Annotated in this window: 19 protein-coding genes and 1 pseudogene; 10 read left to right on the forward strand and 10 right to left on the reverse strand. The window is 74.0% G+C overall.

Annotated features, from left to right (window positions below; all coding sequences use genetic code 11):
• A pseudogene (locus tag MCAG_RS27825) lies at nucleotides 1-463 on the reverse strand (PucR family transcriptional regulator); the annotation flags it as partial.
• A gap of 86 nt (nucleotides 464-549) precedes the next feature.
• On the opposite strand from MCAG_RS27825, the gene MCAG_RS27830 reads away from it, so the two are divergent.
• Both MCAG_RS27830 and MCAG_RS27835 read left to right on the forward strand, forming a co-directional pair.
• A complete protein-coding gene (locus MCAG_RS27830) occupies nucleotides 550-1,641 on the forward strand; it encodes a ferredoxin reductase (protein WP_007076280.1) in 1,092 nt (363 codons plus the stop codon).
• 14 nt (nucleotides 1,642-1,655) lie between these two features.
• Nucleotides 1,656-2,807: an acyl-CoA desaturase gene (locus MCAG_RS27835; RefSeq protein WP_007076281.1), complete on the forward strand. Its 1,152-nt coding sequence runs from the start codon at nucleotides 1,656-1,658 to the stop codon at nucleotides 2,805-2,807.
• A gap of 808 nt (nucleotides 2,808-3,615) precedes the next feature.
• On the opposite strand, the gene MCAG_RS27845 is transcribed toward MCAG_RS27835, so the two are convergent.
• From MCAG_RS27845 to MCAG_RS27855, 3 genes are all read right to left on the reverse strand, one after another.
• Nucleotides 3,616-4,329: a spermidine synthase gene (locus MCAG_RS27845; protein WP_036375603.1), complete on the reverse strand. Its 714-nt coding sequence runs from the start codon at nucleotides 4,327-4,329 to the stop codon at nucleotides 3,616-3,618.
• A gap of 174 nt (nucleotides 4,330-4,503) precedes the next feature.
• Entirely contained in the window at nucleotides 4,504-4,872 is a 369-nt protein-coding gene (locus tag MCAG_RS27850) for a DUF4180 domain-containing protein (protein ID WP_007076284.1), read from the reverse strand.
• Nucleotides 4,865-5,344, reverse strand: coding sequence for a helix-turn-helix domain-containing protein (locus MCAG_RS27855; RefSeq protein ID WP_198141672.1), 480 nt, complete (start codon nucleotides 5,342-5,344; stop codon nucleotides 4,865-4,867). The genes MCAG_RS27850 and MCAG_RS27855 overlap by 8 nt, the downstream gene beginning before the upstream one ends.
• 142 nt (nucleotides 5,345-5,486) lie before the next feature.
• On the opposite strand from MCAG_RS27855, the gene MCAG_RS30020 reads away from it, so the two are divergent.
• The gene (locus MCAG_RS30020) at nucleotides 5,487-6,068 is read left to right on the forward strand and encodes a histidine phosphatase family protein (RefSeq protein ID WP_007076286.1); all 582 of its coding nucleotides are present in this window, start codon (nucleotides 5,487-5,489) and stop codon (nucleotides 6,066-6,068) included.
• A gap of 53 nt (nucleotides 6,069-6,121) precedes the next feature.
• Here the strand turns inward: MCAG_RS30020 and MCAG_RS27865 are convergent, their stop codons facing one another.
• Nucleotides 6,122-6,391, reverse strand: coding sequence for a metal-sensitive transcriptional regulator (locus MCAG_RS27865; RefSeq protein ID WP_036378119.1), 270 nt, complete (start codon nucleotides 6,389-6,391; stop codon nucleotides 6,122-6,124).
• A 201-nt stretch (nucleotides 6,392-6,592) separates the two neighbouring features.
• Here MCAG_RS27865 and eccB point away from each other — a divergent pair, with 201 nt between their 5' ends.
• Nucleotides 6,593-7,963 carry a type VII secretion protein EccB gene (gene eccB / locus MCAG_RS27870; RefSeq protein ID WP_007076288.1) on the forward strand — a complete coding sequence of 457 codons (1,371 nt, stop codon included), beginning with the start codon at nucleotides 6,593-6,595 and terminating at the stop codon, nucleotides 7,961-7,963.
• A gap of 142 nt (nucleotides 7,964-8,105) precedes the next feature.
• Here the strand turns inward: eccB and MCAG_RS27875 are convergent, their stop codons facing one another.
• From MCAG_RS27875 to MCAG_RS27890, 4 genes are read right to left on the reverse strand one after another with little or no spacing between them, the layout of a single operon-like run.
• The gene (locus MCAG_RS27875) at nucleotides 8,106-8,708 is read right to left on the reverse strand and encodes a bifunctional 2-polyprenyl-6-hydroxyphenol methylase/3-demethylubiquinol 3-O-methyltransferase UbiG (protein ID WP_036375605.1); all 603 of its coding nucleotides are present in this window, start codon (nucleotides 8,706-8,708) and stop codon (nucleotides 8,106-8,108) included.
• 44 nt (nucleotides 8,709-8,752) lie between these two features.
• Entirely contained in the window at nucleotides 8,753-9,619 is an 867-nt protein-coding gene (locus tag MCAG_RS27880; protein WP_007076290.1) for a carbohydrate ABC transporter permease, read from the reverse strand.
• Nucleotides 9,619-10,578: a carbohydrate ABC transporter permease gene (locus MCAG_RS27885; RefSeq protein WP_007076291.1), complete on the reverse strand. Its 960-nt coding sequence runs from the start codon at nucleotides 10,576-10,578 to the stop codon at nucleotides 9,619-9,621. The genes MCAG_RS27880 and MCAG_RS27885 overlap by 1 nt, the downstream gene beginning before the upstream one ends.
• The gene (locus MCAG_RS27890; RefSeq protein ID WP_036375607.1) at nucleotides 10,575-11,987 is read right to left on the reverse strand and encodes an ABC transporter substrate-binding protein; all 1,413 of its coding nucleotides are present in this window, start codon (nucleotides 11,985-11,987) and stop codon (nucleotides 10,575-10,577) included. The genes MCAG_RS27885 and MCAG_RS27890 overlap by 4 nt, the downstream gene beginning before the upstream one ends.
• A 118-nt stretch (nucleotides 11,988-12,105) precedes the next feature.
• On the opposite strand from MCAG_RS27890, the gene MCAG_RS27895 reads away from it, so the two are divergent.
• From MCAG_RS27895 to MCAG_RS36460, 4 genes are all read left to right on the forward strand, one after another.
• Nucleotides 12,106-13,143 (forward strand): zinc-binding alcohol dehydrogenase, encoded by a 1,038-nt coding sequence (locus MCAG_RS27895; RefSeq protein ID WP_007076293.1) that lies wholly within the window; start codon nucleotides 12,106-12,108, stop codon nucleotides 13,141-13,143.
• Entirely contained in the window at nucleotides 13,140-13,439 is a 300-nt protein-coding gene (locus MCAG_RS35420) for a hypothetical protein (RefSeq protein WP_232290313.1), read from the forward strand. Before MCAG_RS27895 ends, MCAG_RS35420 begins: the two co-directional genes overlap by 4 nt.
• Nucleotides 13,403-13,957 carry a sugar phosphate isomerase/epimerase family protein gene (locus MCAG_RS27900; RefSeq protein ID WP_232290428.1) on the forward strand — a complete coding sequence of 185 codons (555 nt, stop codon included), beginning with the start codon at nucleotides 13,403-13,405 and terminating at the stop codon, nucleotides 13,955-13,957. The genes MCAG_RS35420 and MCAG_RS27900 overlap by 37 nt, the downstream gene beginning before the upstream one ends.
• 763 nt (nucleotides 13,958-14,720) lie before the next feature.
• Nucleotides 14,721-15,308 carry a hypothetical protein gene (locus tag MCAG_RS36460; protein WP_369751344.1) on the forward strand — a complete coding sequence of 196 codons (588 nt, stop codon included), beginning with the start codon at nucleotides 14,721-14,723 and terminating at the stop codon, nucleotides 15,306-15,308.
• An 82-nt stretch (nucleotides 15,309-15,390) separates the two neighbouring features.
• On the opposite strand, the gene MCAG_RS27910 is transcribed toward MCAG_RS36460, so the two are convergent.
• Nucleotides 15,391-15,741 (reverse strand): metalloregulator ArsR/SmtB family transcription factor, encoded by a 351-nt coding sequence (locus MCAG_RS27910; protein WP_007076296.1) that lies wholly within the window; start codon nucleotides 15,739-15,741, stop codon nucleotides 15,391-15,393.
• Between the two features lie 51 nt (nucleotides 15,742-15,792).
• Between MCAG_RS27910 and MCAG_RS27915 the strand changes: the two genes are divergently transcribed.
• Together MCAG_RS27915 and MCAG_RS27920 are read left to right on the forward strand one after the other, a co-directional pair.
• The gene (locus MCAG_RS27915; RefSeq protein ID WP_036375609.1) at nucleotides 15,793-16,314 is read left to right on the forward strand and encodes a GNAT family N-acetyltransferase; all 522 of its coding nucleotides are present in this window, start codon (nucleotides 15,793-15,795) and stop codon (nucleotides 16,312-16,314) included.
• A 71-nt stretch (nucleotides 16,315-16,385) separates the two neighbouring features.
• On the forward strand, nucleotides 16,386-17,739 hold a 1,354-nt coding region (locus MCAG_RS27920; protein ID WP_007076298.1), incomplete at its 3' end, for an FAD-dependent oxidoreductase.

Below are 17,739 nucleotides of genomic sequence, written 5' to 3' on the forward strand. Positions count from 1 at the left end.
CGGAGAGTTCGTCGATGTAGGCGAACATCAGCTCGGCGAACTCGGCGACCGTCGCCGCCGCGAGCCCGGCGCGTACGGTGGCGGTGGAGACCTCCCGCCAGGCCACCCGCGCCCCCACCCGGTACGCCGCCAGCAGCGCGTCCATGCTGCGGCCGGAGCGGGCCTCCCCGCTGCCGAGGGCGTACGCCGCCTCCAGCGCCGGGGCCAGCGGGGTGCTCGGGTCCGATGCCGCCTGGGGCCGCCCGACGAGTTGGAGGAAGGTGCCCAACGCGATGCGCACCGCGTTCTCGATCTTCGCCCGCATCTGGCCGGTGAGGGTGCCCGAGTAGGCCGGCACCTCCGCCGTGATCGCGGTGACCGTGCGCTCGGCGACCAGTGGCAGCGCGCCGAGCAGCCGGGCGGCCATCGGCTCGTCCAGTTCGAGGCGGGCGGCGCGGCGACTGGTCCCGGACTCTTCCGACATCGTTGTTCTCCCGGAACAAAACCGTGCGGCGCTTTCATCTTTCCTGGCCAAGATGTTATGCGATCGTGTCCGTCACGCTTGATCGTATGACCACCACCGTCCCGCGCCCACCCGGCCGCCGCACCGTCCGGGACAGGCTGTTCCGGCTCGCCGAGACGGTCACCACGCCGCTGCTGCCCGAGGACTACCTCGACCTGATCGCCCCGCTGCGCTCCGGGGCCGCCCTGCGCGGGCGGATCCTCGACGTGCGACCGGAGACCCGGGACGCCGCGACGCTGACCATCCGGCCCGGCCGCGGCTGGCGCGGGCACACCCCCGGACAGTACGTCCGCCTCGGCGTGGACGTCGACGGCGTCCGCCAGTGGCGGGCGTACTCGCTCACCTCGGCCCCCGGGCGCAGCGACGGACTGATCTCGGTCACCGTGAAGGCGATCCCGGACGGCCGGGTCAGCAACCACCTGGTCCGCCGGGCTCGGCCCGGCACCCTGGTCCAGCTCGACCAGGCCCAGGGCGACTTCGTCGCGCCCGTGCCCGCGCCGGAGCGGGTCCTCTTCGTCACCGCCGGCAGCGGCATCACCCCGGTCATGGGGATGCTCCGCGCCGGCGCGCCCGCCACGGCGGACGTGGTGCTGGTGCACTCCGCGCCGACCCCGGACGACGTGATCTTCGCTGCCGAGCTGCGCGGGCTCGCCGCCCGGGGCGCGATCCGCCTCGTCGAGCGGCACACCGACACCGACGGCGTGCTCGGCGTGGCCGAGCTGGCCGACCTGGTGCCCGACCACCTCGACCGGCAGACCTGGGCGTGCGGCCCGGTCGGCCTGCTCGACGCGGTCGAGGCCCACTGGGCCGCCAACGGGGCGGCCGACCGGCTGCACACCGAGCGGTTCCGACCGACGGTGATCTCTCCGGGCGCGGGGGGCGACGTCACCTTCACCCGCGCCGGGGTCACCGTGCGCGCCGACGGCGGCACCGCCCTGCTCGACGCGGGGGAGGACGCGGGGGTGCTGATGCCGTCCGGGTGCCGGATGGGCATCTGCTTCGGCTGCGTGGTGCCGCTGCGCCAGGGCGCGGTCCGGGACCTGCGCAACGGGGAGATCACCACCGCCGTCCCCGGCGACAACGTGCTCATCCAGACCTGCGTGTCGGCGGCGGCCGGTACCTGCGACATCGACCTCTGACAGGAGAACCGGACGTGACCGCGATCCAGAAGAAGGCCCACAACCCGATCGCCCACCTCACCGCCGCCGACATCGACGCGCTTGGCAGGGAACTCGACGCGATCCGGGACCGGGTGCTCGCCAGCCGGGGGGAGGCCGACGCCGCGTACATCCGCAAGGTGATCGCCATCCAACGCCGGTTGGAGCTGGGCAGCCGGGCGGTGCTGCTGTTCTCGCTGTTCCCGCCGGCCTGGCTGGTCGGCACCGCCGGCCTCGCGGTGGCCAAGATCCTGGAGAACATGGAGATCGGTCACAACGTTCTGCACGGCCAGTACGACTTCATGCGTGATCCGAAGATCCACTCGACGACCTGGGAGTGGGACCACGTCTCCCCGGCCGCGCAGTGGAAGCACTCGCACAACCAGCTACACCACACGTACACCAACGTGCTGGGCAAGGACAACGACCTCGGGTACGGCATCATGCGCGTCGACGAGGACCAGCCGTGGCACCCGATCCACCTCGGCCAGCCGCTGTGGAACCTGATCAACGCCTGCTTCTTCGAGTACGGCATCGCCGCGTACGACCTGGAACTGGGCCGCAACCTGCGCAAGGGCCGACACAAGGCCCCCGAGTTCCGGGCCCGCGCCCGCGCGGTCGGCCGCAAGATCCGTCGCCAGTTCCTCAAGGACTACATCATCCACCCGCTGCTGTCGGGGCCGTCGTTCCTCAGCACCCTGGCGGCCACCTTCACCGCGAACCTGATCCGCAACCTGTGGAGCCACTCGGTGATCATGTGCGGGCACTTCCCGGAGGGTGTGGAGACCTTCGAGAAGACCTCCATCGAGGGGGAGACCCGGGGCGAGTGGTACCTGCGGCAGATGCTCGGCTCGGCCAACATCAGCGGCAGCCGGCTGACGCACATCATGACCGGCAACCTGTCGTTCCAGATCGAGCACCACCTCTTCCCCGACCTGCCGAGCTGCCGCTACCAGGAGGTCGCCCCCGAGGTGCGGGCGCTGTTCGCCAAGTACGGCCTGACGTACACCACCGGGGCGCTGCCGAAGCAGGTGGCTTCCGCCTGGTGGAAGGTCATCCGGCTCTCCCTGCCCAGCCGCGCGACCCCCGCCCCGCCGCCCGCCGGTGGGCAGGTGCGGACCGACGCCCTGGCGACCTCCTCGGTGTGACGTGCTGCCCGCTCCTGGCGAGCGGGCTCCCGCAGCCGGCGGTAGTGGTCCCACAGCTCGAAGTGCGGGATCTGCTGGTTCGTCGCGAAGGGGCCGTCCCAGATCGCCAGCTTGCGGTACTGCCCGACCCGGTGGCCGTGGAAACGGCGACCGATGGCGTCGCACCAGCTCAGCCTGGCCTGGTCCCGCCAGATCGAGAAGTCGTACTCGCCCGCGAGCCGGGTGAGTTCCTCGACGTCGTCGCCGAACGGAACGAGGCACAACGGGATCGACGGGTTGTGGGCGCGGAAGCTGTCCAAAAACGCGATCGCCAGGTCCAGGATGGCGTCGTTGGCGACGAAGTACGCGCCCCGGTTGGACACCACCCTGCTCCTTCACCGGCGCGGCGGTCGCGCGTCGCGAGGATGGCAGGTCAGTCACAGTGTCACGACCGGACAAGAGATCGCGTCGGAGGTCCGGCCGCTGCCGGCGGGGCTCAGCGTCGCGCCGAATGCCGGTGCTGCACCGTCTGCCGGCCCTTGACGAACGCGAGCACGATGACCGCGAGCAGCGCGATCACCCCGATGACCACCAACCAGCACCGCTTCGAGCAGCAGCCCGAGCAGGACGAGCACGCCGGCGACGACACCGACGACCCAGAGTACGGCCCGCATGTCCACCTCCCGTTGACCGGACGGTCCCGTTGGCCGGGCGTCCGCCGCGTACGCGGCCCAGGGGCCTTTCCCGGTTCGGCCGACACCATGCCCGTGGGCCGGCTCCCGGTGCGGCCCGGCCGCACCGGCGGCCCCACGCGGCTCGGTCCCGCCGGTCACCGGCGGGCGACGTAGACGGTGTTGGCCGACTCCCGGCCCTGCAACGGGTTGGCGAAGCGGACGACGTGGGCCAGGCTGGTCGGGAACACCGCGGTCAGCACCCGCTGGAAGTCCGGGTCCGGCGGGTCGTTGGACCAGAGGGCGAAGACCCCGTCCGGGTGCAGCAGGTCGGCGAGGCGGCGCAGGCCCTCGTCGGTGTAGAACGGGGCGTGGCTCGGGTGCAGCACGTGCCGGGGCGAGTGGTCCACGTCGAGCAGGACCGCGTGGAACCGCCGGTTGGGTGAGTCCGGGTCGAAGCCCGTCCCGTCGGCGACCGCCGCGAAGAAGTCCGCCCGGACGAACCGGGTGCGCGGGTCGTCGGCCAGCCCCGCTGCGAACGGCAGCAGGCCCCGCCGGTGCCAGTCGATGACGTCCTCGATCGCCTCCACCACCACCAGCGACGCCACCCGGGCGTCCTCCAGGGCGGTGCGGGCCGTGTAGCCGAGACCGAGGCCGCCGACCACGACATCCAGCGCCTCGCCGCGCAGCGGAGCCAGCCCGAGCCGGGCCAGCTCGATCTCCGCGACGGGGAAGAGGCTGGACATCAGGAACTCGTCGTCGAGCTTGACCTCGTACACCTCGCGGCCCAGCGCGGGGTCGTGCCGGCGGCGTAGGCTGATCTCGCCGATCGGGGTCTCCCGCCAGGCCAGTTCCTCGAATCGCACGCCCACGGGATTCCTCACTTCGGCCGGGTCCGAGCGGATGTTACCGTCCGCGCGGACCCGGCCGGCCCAACAAACCGCCATCCGGTACGCGGCGCGCGCCCTGGCGGGCCGCCGTGGTGCGCCCGCGGTCGGCCGTCGGTGGTGCGGGCCCGGTCGGTCGGGCGGCGCTTCGCGGGCCGGTCAGGCCGCGGCGCGCAGCCGGGCGTCGAGCGCGTCGAGGTCGGGCAGGAACCACACGTGGTTGGCCAGGTTGGACTCGTGGACCAGGGCGCGCAGCGCCGGACTCGCCGCCAGGTGTCCGGAGATGTCGCCGATGACGGCCAGGCGCAGCCGGTAGTTGACGAACTTCTGCATCACCTCGCCGGCGAACCGGGTGCCGAGCGAGAAGAACTCCTCGCCCAGCCGGTTCGCGGGCACGGCCACCACCGTCGCGCAGAGGAAGGCGGCGCCGATCAGGTCCAGCGCGTCCTGCTCGGTGGCCACCAGCGGGCCGTCCGGGTCGCAGACCAGCACCGGCACGCCGGCCAGTTCCCGCACGTCGTCAGGCATCCCCCGCCTCCCCGGCGAGCAGGCCGTCCCTGCGGGTGAGTAGGCCGTCGGCCCCGTCGAGCACGGCGTCGAGCAGTCGCAGCAGGTTGGCGGTGGCGGCGGTGCCGCCCAGGATCACGATTTTCATCCGGTTCCGTTCCTCGTCGTGGACGGTCTGCACGCGCAGCGGGTGCGCGAGGTCGTACCCGTTGTTCGCCCCGGCCAGCACGAGCGTGCTGAGCCGGTCGGCGGTGGCCCGGTCGACGCCGTCGACCTGCACGATGCTCGACACCTCCGCCGTCGCGCCGCCGCCCTGCCGCAACGGCGACTGCGAGCGGCCGGTGAGCGCGTCGAGGTCGGCGGGGGTGATCCGGTACTGCTTGCCGATCCGGGTCGCCCCGAGCCGGCCGGATCGGATGTAGCCGCGCACGGTGCGCACGTGCAGGCCGAGGATGTCCGCCACCTGCTCGACCGAGTACATTTCTTCCCTCATCACTCCCCATCATACTAATGATGATGCGGATAAGGAATGATGCGTCATGGCGGGGTGTGCCTTTGGCAGGGGAGCTTGGCCGCTCACAGGGCTGTCATTCGGCGGCAAACCTCTGCCGAGCACGGGGCCATAGCCTTGGTCCATGTCGACGCGGATCGTCTTCGAGACCCATTCGTGGAGTGAGGACAACGACCGGGGCGTCGCCACGGGCTGGCTGCCGGGGCGGTTGTCCGCGCGCGGGCGGGCGCTGGCCGCCGAGCTCGGCGCCCGCAGGCGGGACGACGGCATCGCGGCCATCTTCACCTCGGACCTGCGCCGGGCGGTGGAGACCGCCGAGGTGGCCTTCGCGGGCACCGGCATCCCGATCCTGCACGACTGGCGGCTGCGGGAGTGCGACTACGGGACGCGCAACGGCACGTCCGCGGTGGAACTGCACCGGGGCAGGGTCGACCACCTCGACTCGCCCTACCCCGGCGGCGAGAGCTGGCGGCAGGCCGTTTCGCGGGCCGGGCGATTCCTCGACGACGTCCCGCTGCGCTGGGACGGCTGCGGCATCCTGCTGATCGGGCATGTCGCCACCCGGTGGGCGCTGGACCACCTGCTCGACGGCGTCCCGCTGGAGGCCCTGATCATCGCCGACTTCGCCTGGCGTGAGGGCTGGGAGTACCGCACCGGCGACCGCCAGGGAGCCCGCCGCCAACGAACCTCGGCGACACGCCGCTAACGAACCCTCGGTCGACGAGGGGCAGGGGAGGGGGATGGGTGGGCCAGGAGGGGCTAGGAGAGGGCTAGGAAGAGCTTTTCCAGCTCCTCCTCGGTCATCTCCGGGTCCTCGCCCCGGTCGCGGGCGGCGTTGCAGTGCCGCATCCCCGACGCGATCAGCTTGTAGCCGGCCCGGTCGAGGGCCTTGGAGACCGCGGCGAGCTGGGTCAGCGTGGCCCGGCAGTCCTCTCCCGACTCGATCATCTCGATCACGGCGTTGAGCTGGCCCCGGGCCCGCTTCAGGCGAATCAGGGCGTCGGCGGTCATCTCCGGTCGCAGCTTCACCACGTCACCTCCGGGAAACAAGGTACCCCGGGGGGTTACGCCCCATGGCCACCGTTTCGCGACCGAGCACGATCTTGCGAGCGGTCCGCGCGGGCTGCGGCGTCTGGCGCGGCGGGGCCGGCCCGGACGGCGACGCAGGGTCCTCGGAGGATCGACGCAGCGTCTATCCTGTGCCCCGACCAACCCGTCGGAGGGGACCGCATGCCGTCGCGGCAGGACCAGCTTCACTCGTACCAGTTCACCGTCCAGCGGGCGGTCGCGGCCCTGGTGATGCGGGAGACCGATCCCGCGCGGTCGCCGTTTCGGCGGCTGGCCGGGGCCGGGCTGGCCAGTGTCCTGGTCGCCGCGATCGCCCTCGGCGGCTTCGCCCTCTACGGGCTGTTCGCCGGCGGCGGCACCAAGTGGCGCGACGCCAGCGCGGTGATCGTGGAGAAGGAGTCCGGCGCGCGGTTCGTCTACCGCGAGCAGAAGTTGCATCCGGTGCTCAACTACGCCTCCGCGCTGCTGATCATCGGGGCCGAGCGCCCGAAGACCGTGCTGGTTTCCCGCCGCTCGATCGAGGGCGTGCCGCGCGGGCTGCCGCTGGGGATCCCCGACGCCCCCGACTCGCTGCCCGACCGGGCCCGGCTTTCCGCCGCCGGCTGGACGGTCTGCTCGGCCGTCACCGCCGGAGCCGAGCGCGCCGCCGCCTGGTCGGCCGTGCTGATCGGCGTGGACGCCACCGGCGGCCGGGCCCCGGGCGACGACGCGATCCTGCTCCAGCACCCCGACGGCGGCCTGCACCTGGTCTGGCACGCCCGCCGATACCTGCTGCGAGACGCCGGCCGGGTGCTCGCCGCGCTCGCCGCCACCCCGCAGCGGGCGGTGCCCGCCGCGCCCGCCCTGATCAACAGCATCCCGGCCGGCGCCGACCTCGCCCCGCTCGACCTGCCCGCCCTGGGCCAGCCTTCGCCCCAGGTGTCCGGCGCGAGCGTCGGCCACGTCTTCCTAATCCGCAACTCCGGCGGCGGCCGTCAGTACGCCGTCGCCCTCGCCGGCGGCCTCGCCGGCATCACCGAGTTGCAGGCCAGCCTGCTGCTGGCCCGCACCGGCCAGGGCGAGCCGGAGGCGATGACCCTCGGCCGGTTCGCCGCCCTGCCCAAGCTGGCGGACCTGGCGCCGACCGGGCCCGCCGCCCCACCGACGAGCCCGCCCCGGCTCGCCGCGGCGGACCCGGGGGCGCTCTGCGTCCGGGTCACCGACGACGCGGGCGTGAGCGACGTGCGCCTGGGCGCGGCCCTGCCCGACCTGTCGGACGGCCCGCAGGCCGTGCGCGGGTCGGCGGTCGCCGATCACGTCGTGGTCGAGCCTGGGCGTGGCGCCGTGGTGGAGTCGACCGCAGCCCCCGGGGCCACCGGCGGCGCGCTCTCCGTGGTCACCGACCTCGGCCGGCGGTACGTGCTGGCGGACCCCGCGGTGCTCGGCATGCTCGGCTACCGGGACGTGCGGCCTGTCCGGCTGCCCGCGGGCCTGGTCAGCCTGGTGCCGGCCGGCAGCCCGCTCGACCCGGCGGCGGCCAGGGCCGTTGCCTGAGGTGGGCAAGGAAGGGCACCTTGTTAACGCCTGCGGTAGAGAAGGGTCCCCTTCTCACTCTCCCCGGCCGGCGTCGGGGGGTCCGTGCGCGGGCGTTGGCCCGTGCCGGCATCGGGGGCCCGTGCCGGGGATCGGGGGTCGCTCAGGTGGGGCGGCGCAGCACGGTGACCGCGAAGTCCGCGTCGTCGCGCCACGGCCGCAGGTCCCAGGTGGCGAAGCGGTGCTCCAGGCGTAGGCCGGCGGCGACCGCGTCGGCGTCGAAGTCGGTGAGTCGGTACCCCCGGTCGGTGCCGAAGCCGACGACCACCGCGCCGTCGGGGCGCACGTGCGCGGCGACCCGGCCGAGCACCCGTCGTTCGGTGCCGGGCGCGACGAACGCCATCACGTTGCCGGCCAGCACGGCGGCGTCGAACGGCTCGGGCTCCCCGGCCGCCGCGAGGTCCAACTCGGCCAGGTCGCCAACCAGCCAGCGGGGGCCGGGATGGTCGATGCCGGCCGCCTCGATCAGCACCGGATCGGCGTCCACGCCGACCACCGTGTGGCCCTGGGCGTGCAGCGCCGCGCCCACCCGGCCGGCGCCGCAGCCGGCGTCGAGGACGCGGGCGTGCCGTGGCACCATCGCGTCCAGCAGCCGGGCCTCGCCGGCCAGGTCGGCGCCCTCGGCGGCCAGCCGGCGGAACCGGTCGACGTACCACTGCGAGTGTTCGGGGCCGGTGTCGGTCACCCAGCGGGTCGGGTTCGCCATCACCCCACGCTAGCCGGGGCGGACCCCGACGTGGCCCGGCGGGGTCAGCCCTTCTCCGCCCCGCCGGTCAGCCCCTCGGTGAGCAGCCGCTCGCCGGCGAAGAAGAGCAGCACGACGGGCAGCGTGAGCACGACCGAGCCGGCCATCAGCACGGTCTTGGGCACCTCGACGCCGTCCGCGAGCAGTGACAGCCCGAGCGACACCGTCCACCGGTCGGGCTTGTCGACGAGGAAGAGCAGGGCGAACAGGTACTCGTTCCAGGCGATCATGAAGTCGTAGAGGGCGACCGCCATGATCGACGGAGCGGCGAGGGGGAGGCTGACCCGGCGGATGATCCCGAGGCGGCCGGCCCCGTCGATAGCGGCGGACTCCTCCAGGCTGACCGGGATGGTTTCGAAGTAGTTCTTCAGCATGTAGACCGAGACCGGCAGGGTCTGTGAGATGTACACCAGCACCAGCCCGGTCAGCGAGCCGCGCAGCCCTGCCCGGGTGAAGACCACGAACAGCGGGATCGCGACGACGATCGACGGGAACAGGTAGACCGCCAGGAACAGCGCGTGGACCTGCCGGCGGCCGAAGAACCGCAGCCGCGCCACGGCGTACGCGCCGGGGATCGCCACGACCAGGGTGAGGGCGGTGGCGGCGAGGGCGACCAGGCCACTGTTGCGGATGAAGGTGCCGAAACCCTGGCCGCCGTCGTCGACGGCGCGCAACACCTCGGCGTACGTGGCGACGGTCAGCTCACCCAGCGGCACCCACAGCGAGCCGGGGCGCAGCAGCAGCTCCTCGATGGGACGCACCGACAGCACCAGCATGTACCAGAACGGCACCAGGGTGATCGCCAGGAACCCGGCGACGACCAGCCGGCGCAGCCAGCGCAGGGTGACCGTCTCGATCCGGTCGCGGTCCATCACGACTCCCTCCGTCCAGCGAAGAAGCGCAGGTACACCGCGACGAACGCGAGCAGCACCACGGCCAGCACGACCGCCTGTGCCGCCGCCGCGCCGACGTCGGTACGGGCGGTGAGGAACTGGTACACCCGGACGCTGACCACCTCGGTCCCGGCGGCCCCGCCGGTGAGCAGGTAGACGTCGTCGAACTTGGTGAACGTCATGATGAACCGCAGCACGGCCAGCAGGGCGGTCACCGGCAGCAACTGGGGCAGCAGGATGTGCCGGAACCGCTGGGTGGGGGTGGCCCCGTCCACCCGGGCGGCCTCCTCCAGCTCGCCGGGCACCGCCTGGAGGCGGGCCAGCAGGAACAGGAAGGCGAACGGGAAGTACCGCCACGCCTCGAACGCGATCACCGTCCACAGCGCGGTGGAGTCCTGCGACAGGAACGGCACGGGCGCGTCCCAGCCGAGGAACCGCCGGCCCCAGTCGTTGACGATGCCGAGCTGCGGGTCGAGCATCACCTGCCAGACGAACGAGACGGCTACCACGGGTGCCACGTACGGCAGCAGCATCGACGCCCGGACCAGGGTGCGTCCCCGCAACGGCCGGCGGACCGCCAGCGCGGCGACCAGGCCGATCACGATCGAGCCGCAGGTGGCGCCGACGCTGTAGAGCAGGGTGGTCCACAGCGTGGTGGCGAAGCCGGGGGTGTGTACCACCCGGTCGAGGTTGTCCAGGGTGAACTCGCCGAACAGTCCGGTGCGGCGCAGGGTGGCCAGGCGTACCCGCTGGAAGGCCAGCAGGATCGTCCAGGCGATCGGCACGCCGACGACCGTGACCACGACGAGCAGGGTCGGAGTGACCAGGGCGAGGCCGGCGCGGGACTCGCGGCGGCGCAGGGTCGGCGGGCGACGGCCGGGCCGGGCGGACCGTCCCCGGGTGGGGGAGCGGCCGGGGCCCGGCGCGGTGCTGGTCAATTGACACCGGCCTTGATCGCCTCGACGTCCTCGCGCGCCCGCCGGGCCGCCGCCGCCGGCTCGGACCGGCCGGAGAGCACGCCGGCCAGGGCCTTCGGCACCGGCAGCTCGCCGAGCATCGCGCCGACCAGTTCGCCCTGGCCCTGGTTGAGGCCCCACCGGCCGAAGGCGTCGGGGCTGCGGCGCAGGGCGGCGAGCACGTCGTCGCCGTACACCTCGGCCAGCGGCCGGCGGCGGTCCACGCCGGCCGGGCTGCCGTTCCAGGCGGTGAGGAACTTCTCCGGCTCGGCGGGGGTGCCCCGGCGGACCGGGAAGCGCCCCTCGGGGGACATGCCGAACCAGCGCGGGTACGCGTCGTCGAGCAGGTACCGCACGAGGGAGGCCGCCGGGTCGGCGGCGCCGTCGAGCACCGCCCAGGAGCTGACCTCGCCGTACTGGGCGGGCCCGGTGGCGTTCGAGCCGGTGATCGCGGTGACGAAGCCGCTGTTGCGCGCCAGGAACGTCGGGTCGGCCCGGCACTGCGGGCAGGTGGGTCGGGCGTCGTCGCGCAGCCCGGCCAGCTCGTCGAGGATGAACGGCGACCAGATCAGCATCGCGGCCCGGCCGGCGAAGTAGGTGGCCCGGGTGGTGTCGACGTCCTGCGCGCCGGGGACGGAGGCGGTGCGGATCAGGTCGCCGTAGAAGCGGAACGCCTCGACGCACTCGGGCGAGTCGAGGGTCACCGCCCCGGCCCCGTCGGTGAGCTGGCAGTTGTTGGCCAGGGCCAGGTGTTCGAAGGTCTGCTGGGTGAACACGTCGCCCTCGGCGGTGGCCGCGGTGATGCCGGCGACCCCGCCGGTGTTCAGCCGTGCCGCGGCGGCGGCGATCTTCGCGTACGTGTCGGGTGCGGGCAGCCCGGCGGCGGCGAACAGGTCCTTGCGGTAGACCAGGAGCTGCCCCCAGCCGTCGCTGGGCACGGCGAGCTGCCGGCCGCCGTCGGCGGTGAGCTCCAGCGCCCGGGGGGAGAAGGTCTGCCGACCCAGCGCGTCGACGATCTCGCCGTTGGCGCTGGGGTGCAGCAGCTCGTTGCCGGCGAGGGTGCGCACGCCGGCCAGGGGGACCGACCCGACGACGTCGGGCAGCTCGCCGGCCGCCGCGCTGGTGGCGATGAGGGCGGGGAACCGGTCCTCGGCGACGGTGACCAGGTCGACCTTGGTGCCGGTGCGGGCGGTGAAGTCGGCGATGATCGCCTTGGTGGCGGTGACCCGGTCGGTGACGTCCTCCAGGCTCCAGACCGTGAGGGTCGCCTCGTCGTCCGCCCGGTCGTCGCCGCAGGCGAGCAGGGAGGCGGTGGTCGCTGACAGGATCAGGGCCGAGGCGAGCAGTCGTATGGCGGACCGTCGCGGCTTCCGCATCGAGGGTGGCGGCATGGGTGGCACTCCTCTCGAAGGGGCACAAGAGGTATCCAACACCTTCGATTGATCAATAACAAGACATATGCCGATTTTTTGCTCTACACTGGAGCCCAGTGCTACCGGGATGTGACTCATGGTCAACTGGGTTGTCTCACTCGCCGGGCCCCGCAGGATCAGCCTCGAGCCCTGCCCCCGCGATCCGCTCGGCCCCGGCCAGGTCCGGGTCCGCACCCGCTACTCCGGCATCTCCGCCGGCACGGAGCTGACCCTCTACCGGGGCACCAATCCCCGCCTCACGAGGGACTGGGACGACGCCGCCCGGATGTTCGTCCCCCGCCAGGCGCCGGCGTACCCCCTCGCCGGCTTCGGCTACGAGGAGGTCGGCGACCTCGTCGAGATCGCGCCCGACGTGGTCGGACGCCACCCCGGCCAGGCCGTCTGGGGCATCTGGGGCCACCGGGCCGAGGCGGTGCTCCCCGCCGACGCGGTTCACCCCCTGCCCGCCGGGCTCGACCCGATCGCCGCCGTCTTCGCCCGCCCAGGCGCGATCGCGCTCACCGCCGTCCTGGCCGGGGACCTGCACCTCGGCGACTGGGTCGGGGTCTTCGGTCAGGGCGTCATCGGGCTGCTCGCCACCCGGCTGGCCGTCCTGTCGGGCGCCCGGGTGGTGGCCGTCGACCGGCTGCCCACCCGGCTGGCGCACGCCGCCCGCTGCGGCGCCCGGCTGGCCGTGGACGCGCGCAGCGAGTCCGCCGCCGTCGCGCTGCGCGCGGCCACCGCCGGCCGGGGCGCCGACGTCTGCCTGGAGCTGTCCGGGGCGTACCCGGCGTTGCACGAGGCGATCCGTGCCACGACCCACGCCGGCCGGGTCGTCGCGGCCGGCTTCTACCAGGGGTACGCCGACGGGCTGGGGCTCGGCGAGGAGTTCCACCACAACCGGATCCACCTCGTCGCGGCCCAGATCTCCGGGCCCGCCCCGGCGCCCGGCCTGGCCGGCCGGTGGACCGGCGCCCGCGTCGCCCACACCTTCATGGACCTGGTGGCCGAGGGCAGCGTGGACCCGCTGCCACTGGTGAGCCACGTCGTCGACGCGGGCGCGGTGGCCGACGCGCTGGCGTTGCTCGACCGCGGTGACGCCGACGCCCTCCAAGTCGTGCTGAGGTTCCCATGACGATTCCGCTGGCCTGCCAGGAGCAGTTGCTCCCCGGCTCCGACCTGATCCGTAAGCACGCCCTCGCCGCCGCGCTCGGCTTCGCCGGCATCGAGCTGCGCGGCCGGGGGGAGCTGTCCCTCGCCCGCCGGCTGCCGGAGCTGCGCCGGGCCCGCGCCGCCGGAGTGGTCATGCCGACGGTCTGCGTCGAGATGGACCACTCATCGGCGACTTCGACCCCGAGCGCTCCGCCGACGCCGTCCGCAACCTGCGCTCCCAGCTGTCGGTCATCGCCGAGCTGGGCGGCAGCGGGGTGACGACCCCCGCCGCCTGGGGAATGTTCTCCCGCCGGCTGCCGCCGTTCGAACCGCCCCGCCCGCCGGCCGGCGACCGGCAGGTCCTGCTGGCCGCCCTCGCCACCCTGGGCGAGCACGCCCGCGCCGAGGGTGTCACCCTGTTCCTCGAACCGCTGAACCGGTACGAGGACCATATGGTCAACCGGCTCGACGAGGCGGTGGCGCTCTGCGCGGCCGTCGGCCTGCCCTCGGTACGCGTGGCCGCCGACACCTTCCACATGAACATCGAGGAGGACGACGTGCACGCCGCGCTGCGGGCCGCCGCGCCGTACCTCGGGCACGTGCAGGTCAGCGACACCAACCGGCACCAGCCCGGCGCCGGCCACCTGGACTGGGCGGCGCTGGTGCGCACCCTGCGGGACCTCGGCTACCCGGGCTGGCTGGCGCTGGAGTGCCGGCTGCGGGGCGAGCCGGTGCAGGCGCTGCAACAGGCGGTCACCGTGCTGCGGCACGCCGAGTCCCGGCGGGTGGCGGCGTGAGCACCAGCACCGCCGCGGGCGGCGGCGCACGGGCCCGCGCCCGGGACGCGGGGGCGCTGTGGCGGCTGGCGGTGGCCACCCTCGACGGCAACTGGGAGCACGACCACACCGTCCCGTCCCGCACCCTCTATCCGCACCAGTGGAGCTGGGACTCGGCGTTCGTCGCCGTCGGCCTGGCCCACGTTCGTCCCGACCGGGCCTGGCGGGAGCTGCGCACCCTGTTCGCCGCCCAGTGGGCTGACGGGCGGGTGCCGCACATCGTGTTCAACCCCGCGCTGCGGGCCGGGTCGTACTTCCCCGGGCCCGACTTCTGGGACTCCGCGCGCGCGGCCGGCGCACCGGCGGTGGCCACCTCCGGCATCGTCCAGCCGCCGGTGCACGCGCTCGCCGCGTGGCTGGTGCACCGCCGGGCGCCGTCGGAGCGCAGCCGTGCCGAGCTGGCCTGGCTCTACCCCCGGCTGGTCGCCTGGCAGCGCTACCTCACCGGCCGGCGCGACGTCGGCGGGGCCGGGCTGGCCTGCCTCGTGCACCCGTGGGAGTCCGGGCTGGACAACAGCCCGGCCTGGGACGCGCCGCTGGCCGCGGTGGCCGCCGACGCGGCGGTGATGAAGGCGTACCGGCGGCACGACACCGCGCACGCCGACGCCGCGCACCGCCCCACGGACCTGGACTACGCGCGGTACGTCGCGCTGGGTCGACGCCTACCGCGCCCACCCGGGTACCGCGACGACGGGTTGGGTGGGCGGCATCCGTTCCTGGTGGAGTGCCCGCTGGTCAACACTGCCCTGGGGCTCGCCGAGCATGGGGCTCGGCCGCGATCGCCCGCGAGATCGGCACCGACCCGGGGCCGCACCGCGAGCGGGCGGCCCGGATCACCGCGGCCCTGGTGGACCGGCTGTACGACCCGGTCGGCGGCACCTTCCACCCCCGGGACCTGCGTACCGGCCGGCTCGTCCCGGCCCGCACCGCGCTCGGCCTCATGCCGCTGGCGTTGCCCGGCCTACCGGCCCGGCCGGTCGCGGCGCTGCTCGCCGAGGCGTGCTCGCCCCGGTTCGGGCTGGCCGCCCGGATGGATCGGCCGCTGCCCAGCCACGACCGCACCGCGCCGGACTTCGAGCCGCTGCGCTACTGGCGGGGCCCGAGCTGGCAGAACCTCAACTGGTTGCTGTGGCGGGGGCTGCGCGCCCACCACCGGCTCGATCTGGCGGCCGGGCTGCGTGACTCGATGATCGCCCTCGTCGCGACGGCCGGCTGCCACGAGTACTTCCACCCCGACACCGGCGCCGGGCTCGGCTCGCCCGCGTTCGGCTGGACCGCCGCGCTGCTGCTCGACGTCCTCGCCGACGCCTGAGCGGCGGGCGATCGACCAGCCGACGCCCGAGCAGCCGGCAAGCGCGTTCATTGACTCGACTTCTTGGGTGGAATGCCGGGTGTCAACTCGCGAGCAGGGCCGCGAGTTGACGCAACGCGCCGGGCCGGGCCCGGTACCAGACCCAGGTGCCGCGCCGCTCGGCGTCGACCAGGCCCGCCTCGCGCAGCACCCTGAGGTGGTGGGAGATCGTCGGACCGGTCAGGTCGAAGGCCGGGGTGAGGTCGCAGACGCACGCCTCGCCGCCCTCGGCGGAGGCGATCATCGACATCAGCTGCAGCCGCACCGGATCGCCCAGTGCCTTGAATGCCGGGGCGAGCGCGGCCGCCGTCTCGGTCGGCACCCGCCGCTGCGTGAGGGGTGCGCAGCAGGGGGCGGCGGTGAGGTCCAGCCGGGGCGGCGCTTGTTTCGGCATGCGCCTAGGTTGACACCTGCCTAATCAGCGTGCAAGTCTCTGATTCGACGGATGTCGAGACAGGTAGGGAGAGCCGTGAATGGTCTGCTGATCCGCCCCATGGTCGCCGCCGACGCCGACCGGGTCCTCGCCATCTACCGGGCCGGCCTCGACGGCGGCGACGCCAGCTTCGAGACGGTCGCCCCCACCTGGGCGGAGTTCGACGCGACCCGGTCGGCCGCCCACCGCCTCGTCGCCGTCGACGACACCGGCGCCGTGCTCGGCTGGGTCGCGGTGTCGCCGACCTCGACCCGCCCGGTCTACGCGGGCGTCGTCGAACACTCCGTCTACGTCGACCCGGCGGCGCGGGGGCGGGGCGTCGCCCGGCTGCTGCTCGACGCGCTGATCGCCGCCACCGAGGCCGCCCGGATCTGGACCATCCAGTCCGGCGTCTTCCCCGAGAACGTCGCCAGCCTCGCCCTGCACGCGCGGGCCGGCTTCCGGGTCGTCGGCGTCCGGGAGCGCGTCGGTCGGCACCACGGCCGCTGGCGCGACGTGGTGCTGCTGGAACGCCGCAGCGCCGTCATCGACTGACCGCGTCGCCGGTGTGCCGGGGCACATCACACCCTATTGATTCGACAAGTATCGAGACAGAGGAGTTTTCCATGACCGTCCTCGACGACCTGCCCGTCGTGGTGATCGGCGCCGGCCCCGTGGGCCTCGCCGCCGCCGCGCACCTGCACGAGCGCGGCCTGCCCTTCACCGTTCTGGAGGCGGGGGAGAGCGTCGGCGCGGCCGTGCGGCAGTGGGGGCACGTGCGCGCCTTCTCGCCGTGGCGCTACGACATCGACGAGGCCGCCCGCCGGCTGCTCGCCGACAGCGGCTGGATGGCACCGGACCCCGACGCGCTGCCGACCGGCGGCGAACTGGCCGACGCGTACCTGCGGCCCCTCGCGGAGCTGCCGCAGATCGGGCCGCATGTGCGGCTGCGCGCCCGGGTGGTGGCGATCAGCCGGCTCGGCCTGGACCGGCTGCGTACCGCCGGCCGCGAGCGGGCCCCGTTCCTCGTCCGGCTCGCCGACGGCGAGGAGCTGCTGGCCCGCGCGGTGATCGACGCCTCGGGCACCTGGGGCACCCCGAACGTGCTCGGGGCCTCCGGCCTGCCGGCCCGGGGCGAGGCGGCGACCGGGGCGTACCTGGAGCACGCCCTGCCGGACGTGCTCGGCGCGGACCGCGACCGGTTCGCCGGCCGGCACACCCTCGTCGTCGGCGCCGGCCACTCCGCCGCGAACACCCTGCTCTCCCTCGCCGAGCTGGCCGCCGACGCGCCCGGCACGGAGGTGACCTGGGCGATCCGCGCGACCTCGCCGACCCGCGCCTACGGCGGTGGCGACGCCGACGCGCTGCCCGCCCGGGGCGCCCTCGGCTCCCGGCTGCGTGCCCACGTCGAGGCGGGCCGGATCCGGCTGCTCACCGGCTTCTCGGTGCACGCCCTCGACCCGGCCGGCGACCGGGTCACCGTCGTCGTGCGCCGCCCCGAGGGCGGGCAGGAGTCGGTGACCGTCGACCGGATCGTCGCCGCGACCGGCTTCCGCCCCGACCACGGCATCGCCGCCGAGCTGCGCCTCGACCTCGACCCGGTGCTCGGCGCGACCCGGGCCCTGGCCCCGCTGATCGACCCCAACGAGCATTCCTGCGGGACCGTCCCGCCGCACGGGGTCGACGAGCTGCGCCACCCCGAGCCCGGCTACTACGCCGTCGGCATGAAGAGCTACGGCCGCGCACCGACGTTCCTCATGGCCACCGGCTACGAACAGGTCCGCTCGGTCGTCGCCGCCCTCGCCGGGGACTGGGCGGCGGCCCGCGACGTGCGGCTGGAACTGCCCGAGACCGGGGTGTGCAGCAGCGACCCGGCCGACTCCGTCGACGGGGAGGGCTGCTGCGGCTCCGCCCCGGAGCCGGCGGCCCGGGGACTGGCCACCGGCCTGTCCGGCGGGCTGCTCGCCGCGCTGCCACTGG

The sequence above is a fragment of the Micromonospora sp. ATCC 39149 genome (assembly GCF_000158815.1).
Lineage (GTDB): Bacteria > Actinomycetota > Actinomycetes > Mycobacteriales > Micromonosporaceae > Micromonospora.

Bases quoted from the DNA above. Each gene is read 5' to 3' on its own strand.
- MCAG_RS27830 (WP_007076280.1), top strand. From the start codon at position 550: ATGACCACCACCGTCCCGCGCCCACCCGGCCGCCGCACCGTCCGGGAC.
- MCAG_RS27850 (WP_007076284.1), bottom strand. From the start codon at position 4,872: ATGCCTGACGACGTGCGGGAACTGGCCGGCGTGCCGGTGCTGGTCTGC.
- MCAG_RS27855 (WP_198141672.1), bottom strand. From the start codon at position 5,344: ATGAGGGAAGAAATGTACTCGGTCGAGCAGGTGGCGGACATCCTCGGC.
- MCAG_RS30020 (WP_007076286.1), top strand. From the start codon at position 5,487: ATGTCGACGCGGATCGTCTTCGAGACCCATTCGTGGAGTGAGGACAAC.
- eccB (WP_007076288.1), top strand. From the start codon at position 6,593: ATGCCGTCGCGGCAGGACCAGCTTCACTCGTACCAGTTCACCGTCCAG.
- MCAG_RS27875 (WP_036375605.1), bottom strand. From the start codon at position 8,708: ATGGCGAACCCGACCCGCTGGGTGACCGACACCGGCCCCGAACACTCG.
- MCAG_RS27880 (WP_007076290.1), bottom strand. From the start codon at position 9,619: ATGGACCGCGACCGGATCGAGACGGTCACCCTGCGCTGGCTGCGCCGG.
- MCAG_RS27890 (WP_036375607.1), bottom strand. From the start codon at position 11,987: ATGCCGCCACCCTCGATGCGGAAGCCGCGACGGTCCGCCATACGACTG.
- MCAG_RS27895 (WP_007076293.1), top strand. From the start codon at position 12,106: ATGGTCAACTGGGTTGTCTCACTCGCCGGGCCCCGCAGGATCAGCCTC.
- MCAG_RS35420 (WP_232290313.1), top strand. From the start codon at position 13,140: ATGACGATTCCGCTGGCCTGCCAGGAGCAGTTGCTCCCCGGCTCCGAC.
- MCAG_RS27910 (WP_007076296.1), bottom strand. From the start codon at position 15,741: ATGCCGAAACAAGCGCCGCCCCGGCTGGACCTCACCGCCGCCCCCTGC.
- MCAG_RS27915 (WP_036375609.1), top strand. From the start codon at position 15,793: ATGTCGAGACAGGTAGGGAGAGCCGTGAATGGTCTGCTGATCCGCCCC.